The sequence below is a fragment of the Micromonospora sp. NBC_01740 genome (assembly GCF_035920365.1).
Classification (GTDB): domain Bacteria; phylum Actinomycetota; class Actinomycetes; order Mycobacteriales; family Micromonosporaceae; genus Micromonospora; species Micromonospora reichwaldensis.
Genome location: NZ_CP109150.1, coordinates 1670833 through 1692303 on the forward strand (window position 1 = coordinate 1670833; position 21471 = coordinate 1692303).

At 73.5% G+C, this 21471-nt stretch carries 23 protein-coding genes; 9 read left to right on the top strand and 14 right to left on the bottom strand.

Going from position 1 to position 21471, the window contains the following annotated elements:
• Positions 1-32 precede the first annotated feature (32 nt).
• Complete coding sequence (locus OG989_RS08005) at positions 33-1247, bottom strand: acyl-CoA dehydrogenase family protein (protein ID WP_151455554.1); 1215 nt, start codon at positions 1245-1247, stop codon at positions 33-35.
• A gap of 1 nt (position 1248) precedes the next feature.
• Positions 1249-1701, bottom strand: a complete 453-nt coding sequence (locus tag OG989_RS08010; protein ID WP_151455555.1) for an SCP2 sterol-binding domain-containing protein — start codon at positions 1699-1701, stop codon at positions 1249-1251.
• A gap of 67 nt (positions 1702-1768) precedes the next feature.
• Here OG989_RS08010 and OG989_RS08015 point away from each other — a divergent pair, with 67 nt between their 5' ends.
• Positions 1769-2413 carry a TetR/AcrR family transcriptional regulator gene (locus OG989_RS08015; protein ID WP_151455556.1) on the top strand — a complete coding sequence of 215 codons (645 nt, stop codon included), beginning with the start codon at positions 1769-1771 and terminating at the stop codon, positions 2411-2413.
• A gap of 26 nt (positions 2414-2439) precedes the next feature.
• Here OG989_RS08015 and OG989_RS08020 read toward each other — a convergent pair whose 3' ends face one another.
• The 7 genes from OG989_RS08020 to OG989_RS08050 form a co-directional block, all read right to left on the bottom strand.
• Positions 2440-3054 (bottom strand): DedA family protein, encoded by a 615-nt coding sequence (locus tag OG989_RS08020; protein WP_151455557.1) that lies wholly within the window; start codon positions 3052-3054, stop codon positions 2440-2442.
• 82 nt (positions 3055-3136) lie between these two features.
• A complete protein-coding gene (locus OG989_RS08025; RefSeq protein WP_327030145.1) occupies positions 3137-4426 on the bottom strand; it encodes an adenylosuccinate synthetase in 1290 nt (429 codons plus the stop codon).
• Positions 4427-4499: 73 nt separating this feature from the next.
• Positions 4500-5459, bottom strand: a complete 960-nt coding sequence (locus tag OG989_RS08030; RefSeq protein WP_327030146.1) for a hypothetical protein — start codon at positions 5457-5459, stop codon at positions 4500-4502.
• Positions 5460-5468: 9 nt separating this feature from the next.
• Positions 5469-6443, bottom strand: coding sequence for a J domain-containing protein (locus OG989_RS08035; protein ID WP_327030147.1), 975 nt, complete (start codon positions 6441-6443; stop codon positions 5469-5471).
• Positions 6440-7195, bottom strand: a complete 756-nt coding sequence (locus OG989_RS08040) for an NUDIX hydrolase (RefSeq protein WP_151455561.1) — start codon at positions 7193-7195, stop codon at positions 6440-6442. Before OG989_RS08040 ends, OG989_RS08035 begins: the two co-directional genes overlap by 4 nt.
• Before the next feature lie 114 nt (positions 7196-7309).
• Positions 7310-8134, bottom strand: coding sequence for a MaoC/PaaZ C-terminal domain-containing protein (locus tag OG989_RS08045; protein ID WP_225852295.1), 825 nt, complete (start codon positions 8132-8134; stop codon positions 7310-7312).
• Between the two features lie 245 nt (positions 8135-8379).
• Positions 8380-9735, bottom strand: a complete 1356-nt coding sequence (locus tag OG989_RS08050) for a 3-oxoacyl-ACP reductase (RefSeq protein WP_327030148.1) — start codon at positions 9733-9735, stop codon at positions 8380-8382.
• 55 nt (positions 9736-9790) lie between these two features.
• Here OG989_RS08050 and OG989_RS08055 point away from each other — a divergent pair, with 55 nt between their 5' ends.
• From OG989_RS08055 to OG989_RS08070, 4 genes are all read left to right on the top strand, one after another.
• A complete protein-coding gene (locus OG989_RS08055; RefSeq protein ID WP_327030149.1) occupies positions 9791-11083 on the top strand; it encodes an acetyl-CoA C-acetyltransferase in 1293 nt (430 codons plus the stop codon).
• 90 nt (positions 11084-11173) lie between these two features.
• Entirely contained in the window at positions 11174-11689 is a 516-nt protein-coding gene (locus OG989_RS08060) for a SigE family RNA polymerase sigma factor (RefSeq protein WP_151455565.1), read from the top strand.
• Positions 11686-12462 carry a hypothetical protein gene (locus OG989_RS08065; protein ID WP_327030150.1) on the top strand — a complete coding sequence of 259 codons (777 nt, stop codon included), beginning with the start codon at positions 11686-11688 and terminating at the stop codon, positions 12460-12462. Before OG989_RS08060 ends, OG989_RS08065 begins: the two co-directional genes overlap by 4 nt.
• Positions 12463-12601: 139 nt before the next feature.
• The gene (locus OG989_RS08070) at positions 12602-12853 is read left to right on the top strand and encodes a hypothetical protein (RefSeq protein WP_327030151.1); all 252 of its coding nucleotides are present in this window, start codon (positions 12602-12604) and stop codon (positions 12851-12853) included.
• Here the strand turns inward: OG989_RS08070 and OG989_RS08075 are convergent.
• From OG989_RS08075 to OG989_RS08085, 3 genes are all read right to left on the bottom strand, one after another.
• Entirely contained in the window at positions 12846-13271 is a 426-nt protein-coding gene (locus tag OG989_RS08075; protein ID WP_327030152.1) for a PIN domain nuclease, read from the bottom strand. The genes OG989_RS08070 and OG989_RS08075 overlap by 8 nt on opposite strands.
• A complete protein-coding gene (locus tag OG989_RS08080) occupies positions 13268-13477 on the bottom strand; it encodes a type II toxin-antitoxin system VapB family antitoxin (RefSeq protein WP_327030153.1) in 210 nt (69 codons plus the stop codon). Before OG989_RS08080 ends, OG989_RS08075 begins: the two co-directional genes overlap by 4 nt.
• A gap of 154 nt (positions 13478-13631) precedes the next feature.
• Positions 13632-14372, bottom strand: coding sequence for an SDR family NAD(P)-dependent oxidoreductase (locus tag OG989_RS08085; protein ID WP_151455567.1), 741 nt, complete (start codon positions 14370-14372; stop codon positions 13632-13634).
• Positions 14373-14470: 98 nt separating this feature from the next.
• Here OG989_RS08085 and purB point away from each other — a divergent pair, with 98 nt between their 5' ends.
• On the top strand, positions 14471-15895 hold the full coding sequence (gene purB, locus OG989_RS08090; RefSeq protein WP_327030154.1) for an adenylosuccinate lyase: 1425 nt from the start codon (positions 14471-14473) through the stop codon (positions 15893-15895).
• A 142-nt stretch (positions 15896-16037) separates the two neighbouring features.
• Here purB and OG989_RS08095 read toward each other — a convergent pair whose 3' ends face one another.
• Positions 16038-16601: a YbjQ family protein gene (locus OG989_RS08095; protein WP_311412114.1), complete on the bottom strand. Its 564-nt coding sequence runs from the start codon at positions 16599-16601 to the stop codon at positions 16038-16040.
• Positions 16602-16625: 24 nt separating this feature from the next.
• The gene (locus OG989_RS08100; RefSeq protein WP_151457113.1) at positions 16626-17309 is read right to left on the bottom strand and encodes a S1 family peptidase; all 684 of its coding nucleotides are present in this window, start codon (positions 17307-17309) and stop codon (positions 16626-16628) included.
• 403 nt (positions 17310-17712) lie between these two features.
• Here OG989_RS08100 and purS point away from each other — a divergent pair, with 403 nt between their 5' ends.
• The 3 genes from purS (at position 17713) to purL (ending at position 21471) form a co-directional block, all read left to right on the top strand.
• Entirely contained in the window at positions 17713-17976 is a 264-nt protein-coding gene (gene purS, locus OG989_RS08105; RefSeq protein WP_121397234.1) for a phosphoribosylformylglycinamidine synthase subunit PurS, read from the top strand.
• Positions 17973-18656: a phosphoribosylformylglycinamidine synthase subunit PurQ gene (gene purQ, locus OG989_RS08110; RefSeq protein ID WP_151457114.1), complete on the top strand. Its 684-nt coding sequence runs from the start codon at positions 17973-17975 to the stop codon at positions 18654-18656. The genes purS and purQ overlap by 4 nt, the downstream gene beginning before the upstream one ends.
• A gap of 67 nt (positions 18657-18723) precedes the next feature.
• Positions 18724-21471 carry a phosphoribosylformylglycinamidine synthase subunit PurL gene (gene purL / locus OG989_RS08115; RefSeq protein WP_327030155.1) on the top strand — a complete coding sequence of 916 codons (2748 nt, stop codon included), beginning with the start codon at positions 18724-18726 and terminating at the stop codon, positions 21469-21471.

Below are 21471 nucleotides of genomic sequence, written 5' to 3' on the forward strand. Positions count from 1 at the left end.
GCCCCCTGGACGGCGCCGGCGCCGGCGGTCGGTCAGCGGATCTGGACGCCGGAGATGGCCCGGGAGATGACCAGCCGCTGGATCTCGGAGGTGCCCTCGAAGATGGTGTAGATCTTGGCGTCCCGGTACCAGCGCTCGACCGGGTGGTCCCGCAGGAAGCCGGCCCCGCCGAGCAGTTGCACGGCCCTGTCGGTGACGGAGACGGCCACCTCACCGGCCTTCAGCTTGGACATCGAGCCCTCGCCGGCCGTGAAGGGCCGGTTGTTGCGGCCCATCCAGGAGGCCCGCCAGACCAGCAGCCGGGCGGCGTCGATCTCCATCTTCATGTCGGCCAGCGCGAACGCGACCGCCTGGTTCTCGATGATCGGGCGGCCGAACTGGACCCGCTCCTTCGCGTAGTCCAGGGCGTACTCGTAGGCGGCCCGGGCCACGCCCAGCGCCTGCGCGCCGACGGTGGGTCGGGAGAGCTCGAAGGTGCGCATCGCGGCCTGGCCCGAGACGCGCTTGCCGGAGCGGGCCCGGTCGAGTCGTTCGAGCAGGGCCTCCCGGCCGCCGAGCAGGCAGCGCCCCGGCACGCGTACGTCGTCGAGGAAGACGTCGGCGGTGTGCGACGCGCGCAGGCCCAGCTTGCGTAGCTTGCGGGTCGCGGCCAGGCCGGCGGTGCCCGGCGGTACGACGAACGCCGCCTGCCCGCGGGAGCCGAGCGTCGGGTCGACCGAGGCGGTGACCACGTGCACCCCGGCGATTCCGCCGTTCGTGGCGTACGCCTTCTGCCCGCTGAGCACCCACTCGTCGCTCGCCTCGTCGTAGACGGCCCGGGTGCGCATCGCGCCGACGTCGGAGCCGGCCTCGGGCTCGGTGGTGCAGAACGCGGCGACGGCCGGCTCGTCGACGGTGCCGAAGCACTGCGGCACCCATTCGACCATCTGGTCGGGGGTGCCGGCGCCGTAGATCGCGGCCACCGCGAGGGAGGTGCCGAAGATGCCCAGCCCGATGCCGGCGTCACCCCAGAAGAGTTCCTCGCTGGCGATCGGGAGGGAGAGGCCGGTGGGGTCGGCCCAGCAGGTGGCGAGGAACTCGAAGCCGTAGAGGCCGACCTTCGCCGCCTCCTGGATGATCGGCCAGGGGGTCTCCTCCCGGGCGTCCCACTCGGCCGCGGCCGGGCGCACGACCTCGGCGGCGAAGCCGTGCACCCAGTCGCGCAGATCCCGCTGTTCCTCGTTCAGGTCTAGCGAGAACTCGGCCATGTCAGGCCTTGGGGATGTCGAACAGGTTGGCGATGTTGGCGGCCAGGCCCAGGTCGCCCTTGGCCTTGAGCTTGCCGGTCATGAACATCATGACGGGGTTCGCGCCACCGGAGACGATCTTCAGGAACTCGACCGGGCCCATCGTGAGGCTGAGCTTCGGGTCGTGCTGCGGGGTCTCGTTGACGGTGCAGGCGCCGTCGGCGACGACCACCTCGTAGGTGTCGGTGCCCCCGTCGGGACGGCCGGTGATGTTCCAGTGGATGACCGCGTTGGTCGAGCCGGCCCGGTCGGCGCGGAAGAGCTGCGGCATCCGGCCGAAGACCTCGCCGAGGATCTTGCCGCGCAGGTCGCCGGACATCACCTCGGCGATCTTGTCGTCCGGGGTGGACTTGACCAGCTGGGCGAACTCCTTGGGGCCGACGTTCGCGAAGTTGGCCGGGTCGAAGTCAGTCATGGGGCTGCACCTTCCGGGTATTGGCTACTCGTGCGTAACCTTACGGGCGAGTAGGTATGCTCGCAAGGTGTCCACCCCACCCACCTTCAAGCGCCTCCCCCGCGCCGTACGCGAGCAGCAGATGCTCGACGCGGCCGTGAAAGTGTTCTCACGCAGGGGCTTCCACGCGGCCAGCATGGACGAGATCGCCGAGGACGCCGGCATCTCCAAGCCCATGGTCTACGCGTACCTCGGCACGAAGGAAGAACTCTTCGTCGCCTGCCTGCACCGGGAGGGCACCCGGATGATGCAGGCCATCGCCGGGGCGGCCGCCCCCGAGCTGCCTGCCGACGAGCGGCTCTGGCGCGGGCTTCGCGCCTTCTTCGGCTTCGTCGGGGCGCACCGCGACGGATGGGCGGTGCTCTACCGGCAGGCCCGGGGCGAGCAGCCCTTCGCCGGCGAGCTGGCCGGCATGCGGGCCCGGCTGGTCGAGGTGGTCGCCGGGATGCTCGACCACGCGCTGCGCGCCGAGGGCCGCGAGGTGGGCGAGACCGACCTGGAGGTCGTCGCGTACGCCCTGGTGGGGGCGACCGAGTCGCTGGCGGACTGGCTCGCCGACCACCCGGAGGCCGACCCGGAGAAGACCGCCACCCGGATGATGAACGTCGCCTGGCTCGGTGCCGGTCAACTCCTGCACGGCGTCACCTGGCACCCACGGGTCACCCCCGGCTGAGCGGCGGCGGCTCCACGGTCGCGCGTTCAGCGGTGGGATGTGGCGCGGCGCCGGCGGTGGTACAGCCAGCGGGCGGACTCCAGCAGCAGGGTGATCGCCAGCGAGAGGCCCACGCCGGCGAGGATGCCCTTGACCGGGTCGCGTTCGAAGGCCAGCCCGCCGAAGTAGCCGAGCAGGGTGCAGTAGAGCGCCCAGCTCACCGCCGCGATGGCGTCGAAGAGCAGGAACGACCGGAGCGGGTAGCGGACCGCGCCCATGGTGAGGGTGACCGCCGTCCGGCCACCGGGGACGTACCGGGACGTGGTCAGGATCAGCCCGCCGCGCTGGTGCACCGCCCGACGGGCCCACTCGGAGCTGGCCCGGCGCCGGCTGTCCGCCGGGAAGCGGGCGAGCCGGCTCGCGCCGCCGCCGCGCCCGATGGCGTACGAGACGTGGTCGCCGACGCATGCCCCGAGCGCGGCGGCGACGATCACCCACCCCAGGTCGGGGTTGCCGCCCGTGGCGAGCACCGCGGCGGTGATCACGGCCGTCTCGCCGGGTACGGCGGGGAAGAACGCGTCGACCGCGGTGAGCCCGAAGATCAGCAGGTACACCCACGGTGAGGCGACCAGCTGCCGGAGCAGGTCGAGCACGGACTCCATGCCTCCCATGCTCGCCGGGTGCGACCCGCCCGGTGGTCGAGTCGCCGGATCGACCCGCTCGGGACTCCGGCGCGGCCCGGCGTCACACCGACGCCTCGGCGGGCGTTCCGGCCGGTGCGAGGGGGCGCGGGGCGAGCAGCGGGCCGTGCGGCGTCTTGTCGTCGGCGGTGGGCCCCCGGGAGGTCAGCACCACGGGCGCGCCCAGCTCCTCCCGCACCGCCGCCGTCCAGTCGGGCGGCGGGGCGTCGTCGTACACGGGGCGGGCGCGCAGCAGGCGGGCGGTGAGCGCGGCCTGCCGGTTCAGGTCGCCGGGCGGGCCCGGGGTGAGCCGGTCGGTGCTGTCGTAGCGGCGGCAGATCCGCAGCCCGGGGCCGGCGAGGTCGAGGTGGGTGAGCGCCAGGCCGTCGACCCCGCCGGCCGCGGCGAGGGCGTACCGGTGGGCGACCGCGTCGAAGTGGCCGAACCGGAACCGGCCCTGCCACGGGTTCGTCGGGTTGTGCGGGTCGGCCAGCGGCAGGGCCGGGTCCTCGGTCACCAGCGGGCCGGGCCCGTGCCGGGTGGTGACCACGCGCAGCACTCCGATCCGGGTGACGTCGCCGGCCTGGCCCGCCTCGGCGAGCAGGCCGTCCACGTTGGCGAAGGTGGTGGTGCTCCACGTCGTGTACGGGTGGAAGCCGTGCCACTCGTCGAGCAGCACCCCCTGCGCGCCCTCGAAGACGCAGGTGCCGGCCCGCAGCGCCCCGGCCAGCCAGCTCCGGTCGACGATCGCGACCCGCCCGGCGAAGCCGGTGAACGCGGGCAGGCAGTCGGCGACGGGCGGCGCGTCCAGCGGGCCGAGCTCGGCGGTCAACCGGTCCCGCAGGGCGGTCAGCCGCCGCCGCAGCAGCGCCGGGTCGGCGCAGTCGGCCACCCGGGGCGCCTCGTCGGGGTGGGCGAGACCGTACGCGACGGTCTCGCCCACCCCGAGCCCGCAGGAGCCGTGCCGGTCGGCTCCCCGGGCGATCTCCCGGGCCCGGTTCGCGGCCCGGTGGTACGGGGTGGCGAGCAGCGCCTCCCCGTCGACGGTCAGCCGGTCGAGCGCGTCGGGCACCCCGACCGAGGCGAGGTGGTCGGCCTCGGCGGCCAGCGCCAGCGGGTCCACCACCACGTGCCGCGACAGGTGCGTACGGACGCCGGGGTGGAACGTGCCGGCGCCGAACTGCGCGAACGTGTGGTGCCGGCCGTCGCGCAGCACGACGTTGTGCGCCGCCTGCGCGCCCCCGTTGAAGCGGACCACCGTGTGCACGGGCCGGGTGGCGCAGAGCCAGTCCACGACCGTGCCCTTGCCAGCGTCGCCGTAGCCGAGGTCCACCACCGCGACGTGCCTGCTCACCGGACCTCCCCGCCGCCGCAGCGGCAGCCGCAGCCGGAGCTGCCGCAGCCGCCGCCGACCGCCGTCACGTGGTTCACAGCCGGGTCACCTCGCCGCCGGTGTCGCGGAACGCGGGCAGCGTCGACACCTCGGCGCGCCGCCCCCCGCGCAGGCGGGCCAGCGCCTTGGAGACGGTGCCGGTGGCGCCCGAGCCGGCCCGGTCGAGGTCGCGCAGGCCCTCGTCCAGGTCGATGGCCTGTTCGCCGAGCCCGATGGTGAGCGCGATCGTCTCGCAGACCGCGTCGAGGTCGTCCAGCACGACGGCGTTCTGCCCGAGCAGGTCCCGCCAGAAGTCGAGCACCTTGGCGTTGCCGGAGTAGTGGCTGCCGGCGGGGAGCAGGTAGTAGGTGTCCCAGCGGCGGGTCACCTCGTCGACGACCTGCCGCAGCGGCACGTCCTCGCGCACGTCGTCGCCGACGACGCGGGCCACCTCCCGGGCCTTCACCTGCGGGTACGCCAGCTCGTCGCCGATGATGAACAGGTAGCCGCGCCGGCCACGCTTCTCCCAGGAGTCGGTCACGGTGTGCCGGGCCATGAAGTACATGGCCAGCTCGTACGACTCGGTCATCTGCCCGCCGCCGCCGCCCTCCAGGACGATCCGGCCGAGGTCGTCGTCCATCCGGTTGTCCGACTCGAACTGGCCGACCTGCAACGGCACCCGGTCGCAGGTGGCGTCACCGATCGCGCCGAACATGATCTGCGGGTCGCTGGCGTAGCCCTGCCGTTGCAGCAGCCCGAGCAGCTGCGGCAGCTTGGTCTGCAGGACGCGCGGCACGTTGCGCATCGAGCCGGTGACGTCGAAGAGCACCGCGATGGGCGTCGACCGGGGGTGCTCGTCGGAGTCGCGGCTCTCGCGCGTCGTGTCGCGCGGGTCGAGGGCGGGGTGCACCTTGCGCGCCCCGCTGTCGCTGTAGGAGAACGCGCTCTTGCCGGTCTTCCGGCGGTAGCGGTCGGCGGCGTCGTACACGTCGGTGGACCACATTCCACTGCCCATGACAGCTCCTTACGGGTTGAGGGTGAAGGGTCGGAAGGTGCGTGGCCCGTAGAGCCGGTCCAGCACCTCGTCCAGTTCGCGCAGCAGCCGCCACGCGTCGTCGGGCCGGGCGTCCAGGGCCCGCTGGCGGCAGCCCCGCGCGAAGGCGTCCAGCTCGCGGGGCGCGCGCGGCCCCATCAGCCAGCTCATGCATCCGCTGGCCATGGCGATGTCGGTGCCCGGCCCGCAGGGCCGCTTGCGGGGGATCTCGTCGGGGTACCAGTTCGCGTCGTAGCCGGGCACCAGCGCGGGGACAGTGCCGCCGACGGGGGCGGAGAAGCACCAGTCGACAAGCACCACGCCGTGCCCGTCCGGCTCGATCAGCACGTGCGGCGGCAGGACCGCGCCGTGCACGATGCCCGCCCCGTGGGCCAGGCCGAGCGCCACCAGCAGCCGGCGCCACATCCAGGCCACGTCGCGGGCGTCGAGCCCGTCCGGGTACGCGCGCCGGACCTCGTCGAGGTCGTGCAGGCCAGGCGCGGTGGCGAGCACGTTGATCCGCCGTTCGGCGCCGGTCGCGGCGTCGAGGTGCCGGAAGTCCTCGACCAGCCGGGGCACGTACGGCAGGTAGCGCGGGTCGCCGCGCTCGGCGATGGTGCGCAGGGCGTTCGCCTCGCGGGCCATCAGGTCGTTGTCGGCGGGTCGCCGGGGCAGCTTGAGCAGCCGATCGGCCCCGACGTCGTAGAGGTCGGCCAGGTCGCCCGAGTAGGCCGGCGTGCCGAGTCGGTAGTCGCCGAGGACGGTGACCTGCCGGGCCCGCCAGCGGGTGGTGACCTGGACGAACGCGTCGGTGGCCTCGGCGCGTACCGCCGGGTCGGCCGGCAGGCGGTCGGGGTGCAGGGCCGCGACCAGCTCGCGGTAGCGCCGGGCCGGCTGGTCCGTGCCGAACAGGTCGGCGTCGGTGCGGGCCGCCGCGACCAGGCGGACGGCTTCGGCGGTCCTCATCGGACCGTCTCCTCCCGGGCGGGGCGCAGCAGCGCCGGGTGCAGCAGCCGGGCGTCGCCGGCCCGGTAGAGCTTGGCGCGGGGGCCGCCCCGGGCGCCGCCGCGCTCGGTGCTGGTGCCGGTGCTCTCGACGAAGCCCGGCACCGAGAGCACCTTGCGGTGGAAGTTGCCGGCGTGCAGCGGGTGGCCCCAGACCGTCTCGTAGACGGCGCGCAGCTCGCTGATCGTGAACTCGCCGGCGAGGAAGCGCGTGGCGAGCGGGGTGTATTCCAGCTTGGACCGGGCCCGCTCCAGCGCGTCTTCGATGATCCGGCCGTGGTCGAAGGCGAGCTGCCGGTTGGCCAGCGCGGTCACCGGCAGCCAGCCGGCCTCGTCGGCGTCGGTGCCGGCGGCCGGGTCGGGCAGGTCGGGGGCGAACGCGAGGTGGGCGACCGAGACGACGCGCATGCGCGGGTCGCGGTCGGGGGTGCCGTAGCTGCCCAACTGCTCCAGGTGTACGCGGCGCAGCCCCTCGCCGCCGAGCCCGGTCTCCTCGGCCAGCTCCCGGCGGGCGCCGGCGGTGAGGTCCTCGTCGGGGCGGACGAAGCCGCCGGGCAGCGCCCACCGCCCCTCGAAGGGCGGCTGGCCGCGCCGGATCAGCAGCAGGTGCAGCGCGCCGTCCCGAATGGTCAGCGCCACCACGTCGACGGTCACGGCGACCGACGGGTAGGCCCCGGGGTCGTACGCGGCCAGGAAGTCCTGCTCGTCAACCATGTCTCTCTCATTCTGAGAACATCTCGATATGAGAAGAACTTAGCGCACGAGAACGCCCCTGCCAAGTCCGGGACGGGATTCGGCAGGGGCGTACTCAGCTCCGGCGGGGGCGCCTCAGCGCACGAGGCCCGCCAGGTGCGGTCGGCCGCGCGAGTCGTGCAGGGCGAACCCGCCGTCCGGCAGCAGGCCGAAGCTCACCGTGCTCGGCAGCGGCACGGGCAGCTTGAAGGCCACCTCGACCGTGTAGGCGTCCGGCAGCCGGTTCTCCAACGCGGCCAGGCAACGGGCCTTGCTCCACATCCCGTGCGCGATCGGCCGGGGGAAGCCGAACAGCCGCGCGCCGAGGCGGGAGGTGTGGATCGGGTTGTGGTCGCCGGAGACCCGCGCGTAGTCCGTACCGACGCGGGGATCGACCCGCCAGCGGGCAGAGCCGGCCGGCGTCGTGGGCCGTCCGGCCTGCTCGCGCCGCCCGCCGCCGCCCCGCTTGCCCTCCCTGCCGAGGTACGTCGAGACGCCGCGCCAGACCTCCGCCCCGTCGACCGAGCCGACCAGCACCACGTCGACCTGCCGCCCCCGGTCGTGCGGGCGCAGGTTCTCGGCGTACGCGCGGAAGTCGAGGGTCTCGTCGGCGGTGACCGGGCGGTGCACGGTGATCCGGTTGCCGACGTGCACCACGCCGGTCAGCGGGATGGGAAACTCCGGCGCGGTCATCAGCCGCAGCGCCAGCGGGAAGCCCATGACGTGCGGGAACGTCGCGGGCAGCCGGTCGGTGAGCCGGAACCCGCAGACCCGGTCGTAGTCGGCGAGGTGCGTCCGGTCGACGGCGATCCCGCCGACGGCCAGCTCGACCGCCGGGAGGCCCGCCGACCGCCGCCCACCGCCGAGGCCGGGCAGCGCGCCGAGCAGCGCCCGCCGGTAGAGCGCCCCGGCCGCCGGCATCCGGGGCAGCTCGACGCGCTCGCGGGCACCCGTCCCGGCCGGGCCCCCGCCCGAGAGGTCCCGCGTCGCCTCGGCGGCGGAGGCGGAGAGGTCGTGCGTCTCTTCGAGGCTCAGGTCGTGGCCGGACGCCGCCGGCCCGCGGATCGCGTCCAGGGTGTCCTGCGACAGGATCTCGGTCGGGCCGTCGATCAGCTCGTGCACCGACAGGTCGTCCGGCTCCGGCGCCGGTTGTCCTCTCCTCGCCATCACGCCCCCAGCAGGCTCTGGCCGCAGACCCGGACGACGTTGCCGCTGACCGCGCCGGAGGCCGACCACGCCAGCCAGCCGATGGTCTCGGCGACGTCCACCGGCAGCCCGCCCTGGGACATGCTGTTCATCCGCCGGCCCGCCTCGCGGATCACCAGCGGGATGCGCGCGGTCAGCCGGGTCTCGATGAAACCGGGGGCGACCGCGTTGACGCTGATCTGCCGTTCACGAAGCGCCGGGGCGAGCGACTCGACCAGCCCGATCACGCCCGCCTTGCTGGTGGCGTAGTTGGTCTGGCCCCGGTTGCCGGCGATGCCGGCGATCGAGGAGACCGAGACGATCCGGCCGCCGGCCGGGATCAGCTCCCGCTCCAGCAGCACGTCGTTGATCCGCTCCTGGCTGGAGAGGTTGACGTCGAGCACCGAGTCCCACCGGTCGGCGTCCATCCGGCCGAGGGTCTTGTCACGGGTGATCCCGGCGTTGTGCACGACCACGTCGACCCGCCCGTGCCGCTCGGCCAGGTGCTCGGCGAGCCGCTGCGGGGCGTCGGGGGCGGTCAGGTCGAGCTGGACGGCGGTGCCGCCGATCTCGTTGGCGACCGCCGCCAGCTCGTCCCCGGCCGCCGGAATGTCCAGCGCGACGACCCGGGCGCCGTCGCGGGCCAGCACCCGGGCCAGCGCCGCGCCGATGCCCCGGGCCGCCCCGGTGACCAGGACGACCTGCCCGTCCAGCGGGCGGTCCCAGTCGGCCGGCGCCCCGGCCGTGCCGGCGCCGACCCGGACCACCTGCCCGGAGACGTACGCGGACCGGCCCGAGAGCAGGAACCGCAGGGTCGCCTCCACGCTGGTCCAGGTGCCGGCGTCCGGGTCCTTCGTCACGTGGACGAGCTGGGCGGTGACGCCCCGGCCGAACTCCTTGCCGATGCTGCGGGTCAGCCCCTCCAGGGCCCGCTGGGCGGTCGCCTCCCGGGGGGAGCCGCACTCGTCGGGCGGGGTGCCGAGCACGACGACCCGGCCGCTGGGCAGCACCGACCGGGCGCGCGGGTGGAAGAAGTCGTACAGCTGGCGCAGCTCGGTGGAGTCGGTGATGCCGGTGGCGTCGTACACCAGGGCGGCGAAGCGCTCGGTGGACTCCACGGCGGCGGGATCGCGCAGCTCGACCCCGGCGGCGGTCAGGACCTTGCCGGCCCGCTCGGCGAGCCGGCCGCCGGTCGCGGCGCCCAGCAGGACGGGGCCGGGCACGATGGGATCGCCGGGGGTGTGCCGGCGCAGTCGCGGCGGGTCGGGCAGCCCGAGGCGCTTGACCAGCGTGCGGCCGGCCCCCGATCGGACGAAGCTCGCGTACCTGTCGGTCATAGGCGTAGCCTACTGGCGAGTAGGTTGAGGGCAAGTCTTTCGAGGAGGCGGGATCGTGCAGAGCATCCGGCGGGTGGCGGTCATCGGCGGCAACCGCATCCCCTTCGCGCGGTCCAACTCGCGGTACGCCAGCGCGTCGAACGCCGACATGCTGGGCGCCGCGCTGGACGGGCTCGTCGCCCGGTTCGGCCTGGCCGGCCAGCGCGTCGGCGAGGTGGTGGCCGGCGCGGTGCTCAAGCACGCGAAGGACTTCAACCTGACCCGCGAGGTGGTGCTCGGCTCGAAGCTCGACCCGCACACCCCCGCGTACGACATCCAGCAGGCCTGCGGCACCGGGCTGGAGGCGGCCATCCTGGTCGCCAACAAGATCGCCCTCGGGCAGATCGACGTCGGCATCGCCGGCGGCGTGGACACCACGTCCGACGCGCCGCTCGCCGTCAACGAGGAGATGCGCCGCACGCTGCTCCGGCTCAACAGCGCCCGCACCCTCGGCGAGCGGCTGAGGATCGCCGCGAAGCTGCGCCCCACCCAGCCGTTCAAGCCGGAGATCCCGCGCAACGCGGAGCCGCGTACCGGGCTGTCGATGGGGGAGCACGCCGCCCGCACGGCGCTGCGCTGGCAGATCGACCGGCAGGCGCAGGACGAGCTGGCGCTGCGCTCGCACCAGCGGCTCGCCGCCGCGTACGACCGGGGGTTCTTCGACGACCTGCTGACGCCGTACCTCGGGCTGACCCGGGACGCGAACCTGCGCCCCGACACCAGTCTGGAGCGGCTCAACGCCCTGAAGCCGGTCTTCGGCGCGAAGGGGCCCGACGCCGAGGCGGCGACCATGACGGCCGGCAACTCGTCACCGCTGACCGACGGCGCCTCGACGGTGCTGCTGGCCAGCGAGGAGTGGGCCCGCGCGCACAGCCTGCCCGTGCTGGCGTGGTTCTCCTGGTCGGAGACCGCCGCCGTCGACTTCGTGCACGGCGACGAGGGGCTGCTGATGGCCCCCGCTTACGCGGTGCCGCGGATGCTGACCCGGGCCGGGCTGACCCTCCAGGACTTCGACTTCTACGAGATCCACGAGGCGTTCGCCTCGCAGGTGCTGGCGACCCTCGCCGCCTGGGAGTCCCCGGAGTTCTGCAAGGACCGGCTGGGACTGGACGCCCCGCTCGGCGCCATCGACCGGGAGAAGCTGAACGTCAACGGCTCGTCGCTGGCGGCCGGGCACCCGTTCGCGGCCACCGGCGGCCGGATCGTGGCGACCCTGGCGAAGCTGCTCGCCGACAAGGGCAGCGGCCGGGGCCTGATCTCCATCTGCGCCGCCGGCGGCCAGGGCGTGACCGCGATCCTGGAGCGCTGAGCCGGCAACCTGCCCCGCAAACGCTGAGCCGGGCAACCCGCCCGGCCCCGCGCTCCGTCCCCTGGGCATGAGGCGACGAAGGCGGAACGCGTGAAGTCGGCCGACGAGGACGAGTACCGGCAGTTCGTCGAGGCCCGGCTGGAGCATCTGCGCCGCACGGCGTACCTGCTCTGCCGGGACTGGCACACCGCCGACGACCTCGTCTCCATCACCCTGGGCAAGCTCTACCGGGCCTGGACCCGGGTCCGCGCGGCGGAGAACGTCGACGCGTACGTCCGGCAGGTGCTCACGCGCGCCTGGCTGGACGAGCGACGGCGGCCGTGGCGGCGTGAACGCAGCACCGACGAGGTCCCCGACGACGCCGCGCCGGACACCGAGCCCGACCTGGCCGACCGGGAGCTGCTCCTCGACCTGCTCGGGAAGCTGCCCGAGCGGCGGCGCGCCGTGCTGGTGCTGCGCTACTACTGCGACCTCTCCGTGGAGGAGACCGCGCAGATCCTCGGCATCACCACCGGCACGGTGAAGAGCCAGGCCGCCAGAGCACTGGAATCGCTACGCCTGCTGGCCGCTGACCAGCCGGCCCTGAGCACGGGGAGGTTCGCGTGACGTACCGGGAGATCTTCGACGCGGCGATCGGCGACGCGCCGCCCTCCTCGATCGACCTGGACGGGTTGATCCTGCGGCAGCGCCGGCTGGTCCGCACCCGCCGGCTCGGGGCGTACGCCTCGGCGGCCGGCGGGGTCCTCGCGCTGGTGCTGGGCGCGGGCCTGGTGGTCGACCGTCCGGACACGCAGCCGGCGGCCCCGGCAACCGCCTCGCGGCCCCCGCACCGCAAGAGCAACCAGAGGCTGCCCACGGAGGCGGCCGAGCGCTACCGGGACGCGGTGGCGGCGGCCCTCGTCGCGCGGGCGTCGGGAGCCCGGTGGGTGGAACCGACCGTGGTACGCGGCGGCGTCTTCCCCACGGGACCGGCCGGCGACGCACCGGTCGGAATTGCGTCCGAAGACTTCCGCAACGTCGGTTTCTCGGTGCGCGCCTACCCGGTGGACCCCGCCGGCGCGTTCGGCAACGAGTTGTCCGTCCGGGCCCTGGCCGAGCCGCAGCCGGGCCTGAACCGCGACGTCATGGACTGCGGGAAGCAGAGGGTCGATTCGTGCGGCCTGTCGACGGGGCCGGACGGCGCGCGCGTCCGGGAGACCGCAGCCGTCTCGCACGAAGGGCGGGGTGGGGGTGTAATCCAACGCCGGCGGGTCGACGTCCTGTACCCCGACGGTACCTGGATCGTGGTCGGGCTGCACAGCCGTGACGGGCGGTTCGTGCTCACCCCGGAGCAGCTCCGGGACCTCGCCCTCGACCCGGCCGCCCGCCCCGCCTGGTGACCCGGGCCCGCGCGGGACGTGCGGCGGCGCGAATGGTGGCCGCGGGCGGCGGGGTCGACTGACGGCGACCATGCGGGCAGGGTGCAGTGGGCGGCGGAACCCCCGTCTGCTGAGCCGCGTGGACAGGGGAGGTCGGGGAGTGGACCGGCACGAGGTGCGTGACGCCCTGCTGGCGACCGGGATGTCACCGGACGCATTCGAGCTGGAAGGCGTGCACGAGCACGTGCCGGTCCCGCCCGACTTCTGGTTCCTGCGCCGCTCGGCGGGGGAGCGGTGGGAGATCGGCGCCTACGAGCGCGGACGGTACGACGTCCGGCTGGTGTTCGACACCGAGGAGGAGGCGTGCGCCGGGTTGTGGCGGGCCCTCACCGGCCGCCCCGTACCTACTTGATGGTGCCTGCCGGGGCGAGCCATCGCACGGGCTGACCGGTGACCTCGGAGATCTGGTCGAAGTCACGGTCGTAGTGCAGCAGGGAGAGGCTCTGGTACTCGGCCGTCGCCGCGATCAGCAGATCGACGGCGCCGGCAGACCGGTGGGTACCCCGAGCGGTGAGCTGCTCCTGGATCTCGGCCGCCCGCTCGTAGATCCGGTCCGGCATGCTCACCCAGTTGAACACCGTGCGAAGCCGGTCCCCCAGCCATCTGCGGTCGGCCAGCGAGCGGGCCGAATACAGGAACTCCAGTTCGACCAGCGGGCAGACCGCGAGCAGGCCGGCCGTGAGTGGCTGCTCCCATCGGGCCTGGGTGTCGGGGTCGCGCAGCAGCCGGACCAGCGCACTGGTGTCGACCAGGTAGTCGGCGAGTCTCACGACCGGTACGTGCTCTTGTCGAGCAGTTCGTCGAAGTCCCCGGCCTGGGCCCGCCCGCTGAGTTCCGCGAGGGCGCGGGCGCGCCGGAGGCGGGCAGCCCCTTCCCGCAGCGCGACGTTCACCGTGTCCTTCTTGGTCTTGGTGCCGAAAGCCGCAGCCGCGTCGGCGAGCGCCTCGTCATCGACGTCCACCAGGATCTTGGTCATTGCGCGCCCCCTATATACCCTCCGCTTGCCGAGTATATCCAGCGCCGCGCTGGTCCGACGCGGGTCGAGGCTCGCGCCGCGGCCTCGATCCGGCCGGACCGGCAGATGGGGCAGGTCCACGCCGTTTGCCCGGGTCTCGCATCCGCCCGCCGGGTCAGGCGGTGGCGCCGCCGTCGATGGCGATCGACGCGCCGGTGATGTGCCGGCCGCCCTCGCCCACCAGGTGGCTGACCGTCGCCGCCACGTCCTCCGGCGTGCCGTAGCGACCGAGGGCGATGTGTGACCGCTGGGCGTCCGCGCCGGCGCTGTCCGCGCGGTTCATGTCGGTGTCCGTGGAGCCGGGCAGGACCAGGTTGACGGTGATCCCGCGCGGGCCGAGTTCGCGGGCGAGCGCCCTGGTCAGGCCGTTGACGGCGGTCTTGGTCATGGCATAGACGCTCACCCCGGGAGCCGGTACGCGGCTGGCGAAGCTGCTGCCGATGTTGACGATCCGCCCGCCGTCGCGCAGGTGGCGTACCGCCGCCTGGGTGGCGAGGTACACCCCGCGCACGTTGACGGCGATGGCCCGGTCGAGATCGTCGAGGCCGACCTGTCCGATCGGCCCGGACGAGAACACCCCGGCGTTGTTGACCAGGATGTCCAGCCGCCCCAGTTCGGCGACGGTCCGCTCGACCGCGTCGACGATCGCCGTACCGTCGGTGCTGTCGGCGCGGATCGCCAGGCCGGTGCGGCCGTACGACGTGATGTCGGCGACGACGGCCTTCGCGCTCTCCTCCGCGCTGCGGTAGGTGAACGCGACGTGGGCTCCGTCCTCGGCCAGCCGGCGTACGACGGCGGCGCCGATACCGCGGCTACCACCGGTGACCAGGGCGACCCTGCCGGTTAGTCTGGACACTCTTCCTCATTCCCGTCAGTCGGCTCAGCAGGGTGATCACCATAGCCAGCCGGCAACCCTGCCGATGCGGTGCGGGCGGGTCCGGGAGAATGAGCGCCGTGACGACGATCCCGAACGTGCTCGCCAACCGGTACGCCTCACCCGAACTGGTCGCCCTCTGGTCGCCGGAGGAGAAGATCAGGATGGAGCGGCGGCTCTGGCTCGCCGTGCTCCGGGCCCAGCGGGACCTCGGCATCCCCGTGCCCGACGGCGTGGTCGAGGCGTACGAGGGGGTGCTCGACCAGGTCGACCTGGCCTCGATCGCCGAGCGGGAGCGGGTCACCCGGCACGACGTGAAGGCCCGGATCGAGGAGTTCAGCGCGCTCGCCGGGCACGAGCACGTGCACAAGGGGATGACCTCCCGTGACCTCACGGAGAACGTCGAGCAGCTCCAGGTACGCCGTTCGCTGGAGCTGATCCGGGACCGGGTGGTCGCCACCCTCGCCCGGCTGTCCCGGCTCGCCGTCGAGCACTCCGACCTGGTCATGACCGGCCGCTCACACAACGTCGCGGCGCAGGCCACCACGCTGGGCAAGCGCTTCGCGTCGGCCGCGGAGGAGCTGCTCATCGCGTACGAGCGGCTCGACGACCTGATCAACTGGTACCCGCTGCGGGGCGTCAAGGGCCCCGTCGGCACCGCCGCCGACCAGCTCGACCTCTTCGACGGCGACGCCGACAAGGTGGCCGAGCTGGAGCGCCGGGTGGCCGGGCACCTCGGGTTCTCCCGCGTGCTCGACAGCGTCGGCCAGGTCTACCCGCGCTCGATCGACCTGGCGGTGCTCGCCGCGCTCGCCCAGATCGCCGCCGCCCCGTCGTCGCTGGCGACCACCATCCGGCTGATGGTCGGCCAGGAGTTGGCCACCGAGGGCTTCAAGCCGGGCCAGGTGGGTTCCAGCGCGATGCCGCACAAGATGAACACCCGCTCCAGCGAGCGGGTCAACGGCTTTGCCGTGATCATCCGGGGTTACCTGTCGATGGTCGGCGAGCTGGCCGGCGACCAGTGGAACGAGGGGGACGTCTCCTGCTCGGTCGTCCGCCGGGTCGCCCTGCCGGACGCGTTCTTCGCCGCCGACGGGCTGTTCCAGACCTTCCTCACCGTGCTGGACGAGTTCGGAGCGTACCCGGCGGTCGTCAACCGGGAGCTGGAGCGCTTCCTGCCGTTCCTGGCCACCACGAAGATCCTGGTGGCGGCGGTCCGGCGCGGCGTCGGCCGTGAGGTCGCCCACGAGGCGATCAAGGAGCACGCGGTCGCGGTGGCCCTGGCCATGCGCGAGAAGGGCGCCGCCGAGAACGACCTCTTCGACCGCCTGGCGGAGGACGGCCGCCTGGGCCTGACCCGCGCCGAGATCGACACCCTCGTCGCCGACCGCACCGCCTTCGTCGGCGCAGCCCCGGCCCAGGTCGAGGCGGTCGCCCGCCGCATAGCCACGGTAGTGGACGCCCACCCCGAGGCCGCCACCTACACCCCACCCCCCATCCTCTAACCCCCACCCACCAACCCCCACCCCACCCGCCGCCCGTCCCTCCCGGGCCGTTGATCATGAAGTTGTTGTCGTGACACGCCGATGAATGCGGCAACAACTTCATGATCAACCGACCGGAGCGCCCCGGAGGGGGTGGGTCGGGTCAGTCTCGGGTGGGGGTTTCGGCGGCCGAGCGGAGGTTGGGGGCGCTCGCCGGTTCGGCGATGCCACCCGGGGACTCGGCGAAGGCGGGGTCGTGCGCGGTCTCCGCGGCGACCAGCGGCTGGTCGGGCGGCATGACGTCGGGCATCTTGGGCGCCACGACCACGGCCGTGCCGTACGCGCAGATCTCCATCCACATCTCGCCGCAGTCGCGGCTGTCGAAGCGCATCCCCACCACGGCGTTCGCGCCGATGCGGCGGGCCTCCTCGCCGAGCCGGGCCACCGAGTCCGTACGCCACCGGGTGAGGTTGTCCGGGGCCATCGGGTCGTACGCGCCACCGCGCAGGTTCTTGACCCCCTCGCGGTATGGGTTCCGCGTCCTGGCCATTGATGACACCACTTCGCCGAGGATCTGGCGGATTTCGTACCCGGGTAGTTGCTCCGTCGTCACGACCAGCACGTTTCCGATGGTCTCAGGGTTGCGCGCACCCGATCGTGAGCCGTGTTCACCTGATCGGATGCTGCAAAACGGCGCGGCGCGGACGGCCGGCGCGCTGCCGACCATCCGCGCCTGGCGCGGCGCTAACCGTCAGACACCGGCAGTCTGGGTGATCCAGGCCCGGTTGTACGCGACGCTGCCGTAGTTCTGGATGCTCTGGCCGTCGGCGGTGGAGGCGACGCCGACCTGCGCGCCGTTGTAGAACTGCGGGCCGCCCGAGTCGCCCCGCCAGGCGTTGCCGTTGACCCGGGTGCTCCGGATCGCCTGCCCGCCGTACGCGTCGGTGACGCTGTTGCTGGTCACCCGGACCGACGCGGTCTTCAGCTGGGTCGAGGCCGAGCAGCCGCTGTAGCAGGTCATGCCCCAGCCGTAGATCGAGTTGGTCGAGTTGAGCGGCGGGTTGCTGTTGGCGAGCGTGACGTACGAGGTGCTCACCGAGCTGGACAGGCGCAGCAGGGCCAGGTCGTACCGGCTGTAGCTGGCGCTGACGGTGCGGGTCTGGCCGCCGGAGGTGCGGTTGACGCTGCCGACCCGGACGGACATCGTGCCGTTCACGCAGTGCCGCGCGGTGAGCACCCACTGCGGCGCGATGATCGTGCCGGAGCAGGTGAACGAGCCGTTGCTGAGCACGGCGGCGGCCCACGGGGCCGACGAGACGGTGCTGCCGCCGATGATCGGCTGTGGGCCGGCCGGGGCGGCGAGGGCGCCGGAGCTGGCGCCGAGCAGGCCGGCCGCTGCGGTGGCCAGCACCGCGACCATGGATCGGATGCGCATGGGGGCTCCTTCGGGGACGGGGCCCGGGTTCACCGGGTCGAGCTGTCGGCCGGCGGGCGGGGTGGCCCGACGACCGATCGACGTACGACGATGTACGGTAGGGCCCCTGAGATGTCGTTCACAAGAGATCCATCGGAAATGATGGATGAGACGGTATGGCGGGCCGGGCGGCGGGCGGTGTCCCGACGATCCGGCGGAGCGGGGCGAAACGGGTCGGTCGGCAACGGATGGGCATCGGGATCGCAACGAACCCGCATCGGTCCCCGGGCCCCGCGCCGGGAATGTCGATCACCGCCTGAACTGCGTCCGGCCGGTGCGTCCGGGGCGGTATCTGCCAGGTAGGCTGGCTGCGCTCGCCCGTTGTGGGTCGGCACCCAACTGCGTACACAGTCAGGAGTGCCCAGTGCCTCGCGTCGTCGTCGACGTCATGCTCAAGCCCGAGATCCTCGATCCCCAGGGCCAGGCCGTCGCAAACGCGCTGCCCCGGCTCGGCGTCAGCGACGTCGCCTCGGTTCGGATCGGCAGGCGGATCGAGATCGAATTCACCGGTGAACCGGACCTGGACCGGGCCCGGGAGATCGCCGACAAGCTGCTCGCCAACCCGGTCATCGAGGACTTCACGGTCCGCGTGGCCGAGGCCGACGAGACCGTGGACGCACGCTCGTGACCGCCCGGGTGGGTGTGGTCACCTTCCCCGGCTCGCTCGACGACGGGGACGCGGCCCGGGCCGTCCGGATCGCGGGCGCCGAACCGGTCCGCCTCTGGCACGGTGACCCGCAGCTGCACGGGGTGGACGCCGTCGTCCTGCCCGGCGGCTTCTCCTACGGCGACTACCTGCGCTGCGGCGCCATCGCCCGGTTCGCCCCGGTGATGGGGACGATCGTGGACGCGGCCCGGGGTGGCCTGCCCGTGCTCGGCATCTGCAACGGCTTCCAGATCCTCTGCGAGGCCCACCTGCTGCCCGGTGCGCTCACCCGCAACCAGCACCTGCACTTCCGCAACCGCGACCAGGTCCTGCGCATCGAGTCGGCCGGCACCGCGTGGACCAACGCGTTCCAGCCCGGCCAGGAGGTGCTGATCCCGGTCAAGAACGGCGAGGGCTGCTACGTCGCCGACACCGCGACGCTGGACCAGCTCGAAGCCGAGGGCCGGGTGGTCGCCCGCTACGTCGGCGGCAACCCCAACGGGTCGCAGCGCGACATCGCCGCGATCACGAACCCCGCCGGCAACGTGGTCGGCATCATGCCGCATCCCGAGCACGCGGTGGAGGCGCTCACGGGCCCCTCCCTGGACGGTCTCGGCTTCTTCACCTCGGTGCTCAAGCACCTGGTGGGGACGCCGGCGTGACCGTGCGCGGCATCAACGGTCGGCTCACCCGCCCGTCGGGCGGACGCGAGCGCAGCGAGGAGAGGTCATGACCACCCATCCGGACGAGGTACGGGATAACCCGGAGGCCTTCCCGGCCGCCCCGGCGCAGCCGGTGGAGCCGCGTCCGGCCGGCGTCGTGCCGCCGGCCGGGCGTCCCGGGCCGGCGACCGCCGACTGGGCCGACGGACTGGACACCGTGCCGCGCGCCGGGGACACCCCCGGTGAACTCCAGCCGTACGCCGAGCTGGGGCTCCGCGACGACGAGTACGAGCGGATCCGGCACATCCTCGACCGGCGGCCCACCCAGGCCGAGCTGGCGATGTACTCGATCATGTGGAGCGAGCACTGCTCCTACAAGTCGAGCAAGGTGCACCTGCGGCAGTTCGGCGAGAAGGCCCCGCCGAGCGACCGGCTGCTCGCCGGCATCGGTGAGAACGCCGGCGTCGTGCAGGTCTCCGACGAGCTGGCGGTGACCTTCAAGGTCGAGTCGCACAACCACCCGAGCTTCGTCGAGCCCTACCAGGGCGCGGCCACCGGCGTCGGCGGCATCGTGCGGGACATCCTCGCCATGGGCGCCCGCCCGGTCGCGGTGATGGACCCGCTGCGCTTCGGCGCCGCCGACCACCCCGACACCGCCCGGGTGCTGCCCGGCGTGGTCGCCGGCGTCGGCGGCTACGGCAACTGCCTGGGTCTGCCGAACATCGGCGGCGAGGTCGTCTTCGACCCCTGCTACCAGGGCAACCCGCTGGTCAACGCGCTCTGCCTCGGCGTGCTGCCGGTCGACCGGCTCCAGAACAAGGCCGCCGCCGGCCCGGGCAACGTCGTCGTGCTGATGGGCGCCAGGACCGGCCGGGACGGCATCGGCGGCGTGTCGGTGCTGGCCAGCGCCACCTTCGACGAGGGCAGCGAGAAGCGCCGCCCGTCGGTGCAGGTCGGCGACCCGTTCATGGAGAAGCTGCTCATCGAGGCGTGCCTGGAGCTCTACGACGCCCGGCTGGTCGTCGGCATCCAGGACCTCGGCGGCGCCGGCCTCACCTGCGCGCTGACCGAGACCGCCGCGGCGGCCGGCACCGGCATGCGGGTCTGGCTGGAGCGCGTGCCGCTGCGCGAGGCCTCGATGGAGCCGCACGAGATCCTGGCCAGCGAGTCCCAGGAGCGGATGCTGCTGGTCGTCGAGCCGGAGAAGCTCGAAGCGGTGCTCAAGACCGCCGAGAAGTGGGGCGTCTGGGCCACCGCCATCGGCGAGGTCACCCCGCCGGCGCCGGACGGCCAGCCGGGCCGGCTGCTGATCACCTGGCACGACCAGCTCGTGGTGGACGTGCCGCCGGGCTCGCTGGTCGACGACGGTCCCGTCTACGCCCGCCCGATGCGCGAGCCGGCCGACCTGATCCTGCTCCAGGCCGACCGCGCGGAGACGCTGCCCCGGCCGGCCGACCCGGAGGCGCTGCGCGAGACCGTGCTGCGCATGATCGCGTCGCCCAACCTGGCCGACAAGACCTGGGTCACCGAGCAGTACGACCGCTACGTGCTGGGCAACACCGTGCTCGCCCAGCCGGAGGACTCCGGCGTGATCCGGATCGACGAGCGGACCGGGCTGGGCGTGGCGCTGTCGGTGGACGGCAACGGCCGGTACGCGCGGCTCGACCCGTACCACGGCACGAAGCTCGCCCTGGCCGAGGCGTACCGGAACGTGGCCGTCACCGGCGCGAAGCCGATCGCCGTCACCAACTGCCTCAACTTCGGCTCGCCGGAGGACCCGGGCGTGATGTGGCAGTTCGCCGAGGCCGTCCGCGGCCTGGCCGACGGCTGCGCCGAGCTGGGCATCCCGGTCACCGGCGGCAACGTCAGCTTCTACAACCAGACGGGCGCGGCGCCGATCCACCCGACCCCGGTGGTCGGTGTGCTCGGCGTGCTCGACGACGTGGCCGACCGGGTGCCGATGGGCTTCGTGCCCCGGCCGAGCGGCGACCACGACCAGATCTTCCTGCTCGGCGAGACGCACGTGGAGCTCTCCGGCTCGGAGTGGGCCTGGGTCACCCACGAGCACCTCGGCGGCGTACCCCCGCAGGTCGACCTGGCCCGCGAGCGGCTCCTGGCCGACCTGCTGGCGGAGGCCGCGCGGGTCGGGCACCTGAGCGCCGCGCACGACCTCTCCGACGGCGGCCTCGCGCAGAGCCTGGTGGAGTCCTGCCTGCGGCGCGGCGTCGGCGCCCGGATCGCGGTGCCGGAGCGGTTCGACGGCGGCTCGATGCCGTTCGTCTACCTGTTCAGCGAGTCCGCCGGCCGGGCCCTGGTATCGGTGCCGCGCGGCCACGAGAAGGCGTTCACCGCCCTCTGCGCCGAGCGCGGCGTGCCGTTCGAGCTGATCGGCGTCACCGACCCGACCGGCGGCGCGCTGGAGGTGCACGGCCAGTTCCGCATCGGCCTGGACGAGTTGCGCGCCGCGCACGGCGAGACGCTGCCGCGCCTCTTCGGGGGCGCGGGGGTCGTCGAGGTGCCCGCGCCGGCCACCGGTGTGGCGGGTGCCGTCGAGGCCGTGCCGCTGCCCGTCGCCGAATCGGCGGGCGTGGAGCCGGTGGACCCGTCGGCCGTCGTGAGCGAGCCGATCGCGTCGGCCGGGCCGGTCCCGTCGACCGGCGCCGTCGAGCCGGTGGCCCCGGCCGAGGCGGCAGCCCCGGCGGAGGCCGTCGTGCCCGGCCCGGAGCAGCCGGCGGCCGAGGCCGCCGACCGGCCGGCCGAGGCCGGCGGGGCGTCGGCTCCCGAGCCCGGCGACACCGAGCCTGGTCAGCGCTGA

What these genes read in the sequence shown, in the direction of transcription:
- purL (WP_327030155.1), top strand. Translation starts at nt 18,724, where the DNA reads ATGACCACCCATCCGGACGAGGTACGGGATAACCCGGAGGCCTTCCCG.
- OG989_RS08010 (WP_151455555.1), bottom strand. Translation starts at nt 1,701, where the DNA reads ATGACTGACTTCGACCCGGCCAACTTCGCGAACGTCGGCCCCAAGGAG.
- OG989_RS08045 (WP_225852295.1), bottom strand. Translation starts at nt 8,134, where the DNA reads ATGCCGGCGGCCGGGGCGCTCTACCGGCGGGCGCTGCTCGGCGCGCTG.
- OG989_RS08050 (WP_327030148.1), bottom strand. Translation starts at nt 9,735, where the DNA reads ATGACCGACAGGTACGCGAGCTTCGTCCGATCGGGGGCCGGCCGCACG.
- OG989_RS08035 (WP_327030147.1), bottom strand. Translation starts at nt 6,443, where the DNA reads ATGAGGACCGCCGAAGCCGTCCGCCTGGTCGCGGCGGCCCGCACCGAC.
- OG989_RS08030 (WP_327030146.1), bottom strand. Translation starts at nt 5,459, where the DNA reads ATGGGCAGTGGAATGTGGTCCACCGACGTGTACGACGCCGCCGACCGC.
- OG989_RS08095 (WP_311412114.1), bottom strand. Translation starts at nt 16,601, where the DNA reads ATGGTCGGCAGCGCGCCGGCCGTCCGCGCCGCGCCGTTTTGCAGCATC.
- OG989_RS08100 (WP_151457113.1), bottom strand. Translation starts at nt 17,309, where the DNA reads ATGCGCATCCGATCCATGGTCGCGGTGCTGGCCACCGCAGCGGCCGGC.
- OG989_RS08005 (WP_151455554.1), bottom strand. Translation starts at nt 1,247, where the DNA reads ATGGCCGAGTTCTCGCTAGACCTGAACGAGGAACAGCGGGATCTGCGC.
- OG989_RS08040 (WP_151455561.1), bottom strand. Translation starts at nt 7,195, where the DNA reads ATGGTTGACGAGCAGGACTTCCTGGCCGCGTACGACCCCGGGGCCTAC.
- OG989_RS08080 (WP_327030153.1), bottom strand. Translation starts at nt 13,477, where the DNA reads ATGACCAAGATCCTGGTGGACGTCGATGACGAGGCGCTCGCCGACGCG.
- OG989_RS08020 (WP_151455557.1), bottom strand. Translation starts at nt 3,054, where the DNA reads ATGGAGTCCGTGCTCGACCTGCTCCGGCAGCTGGTCGCCTCACCGTGG.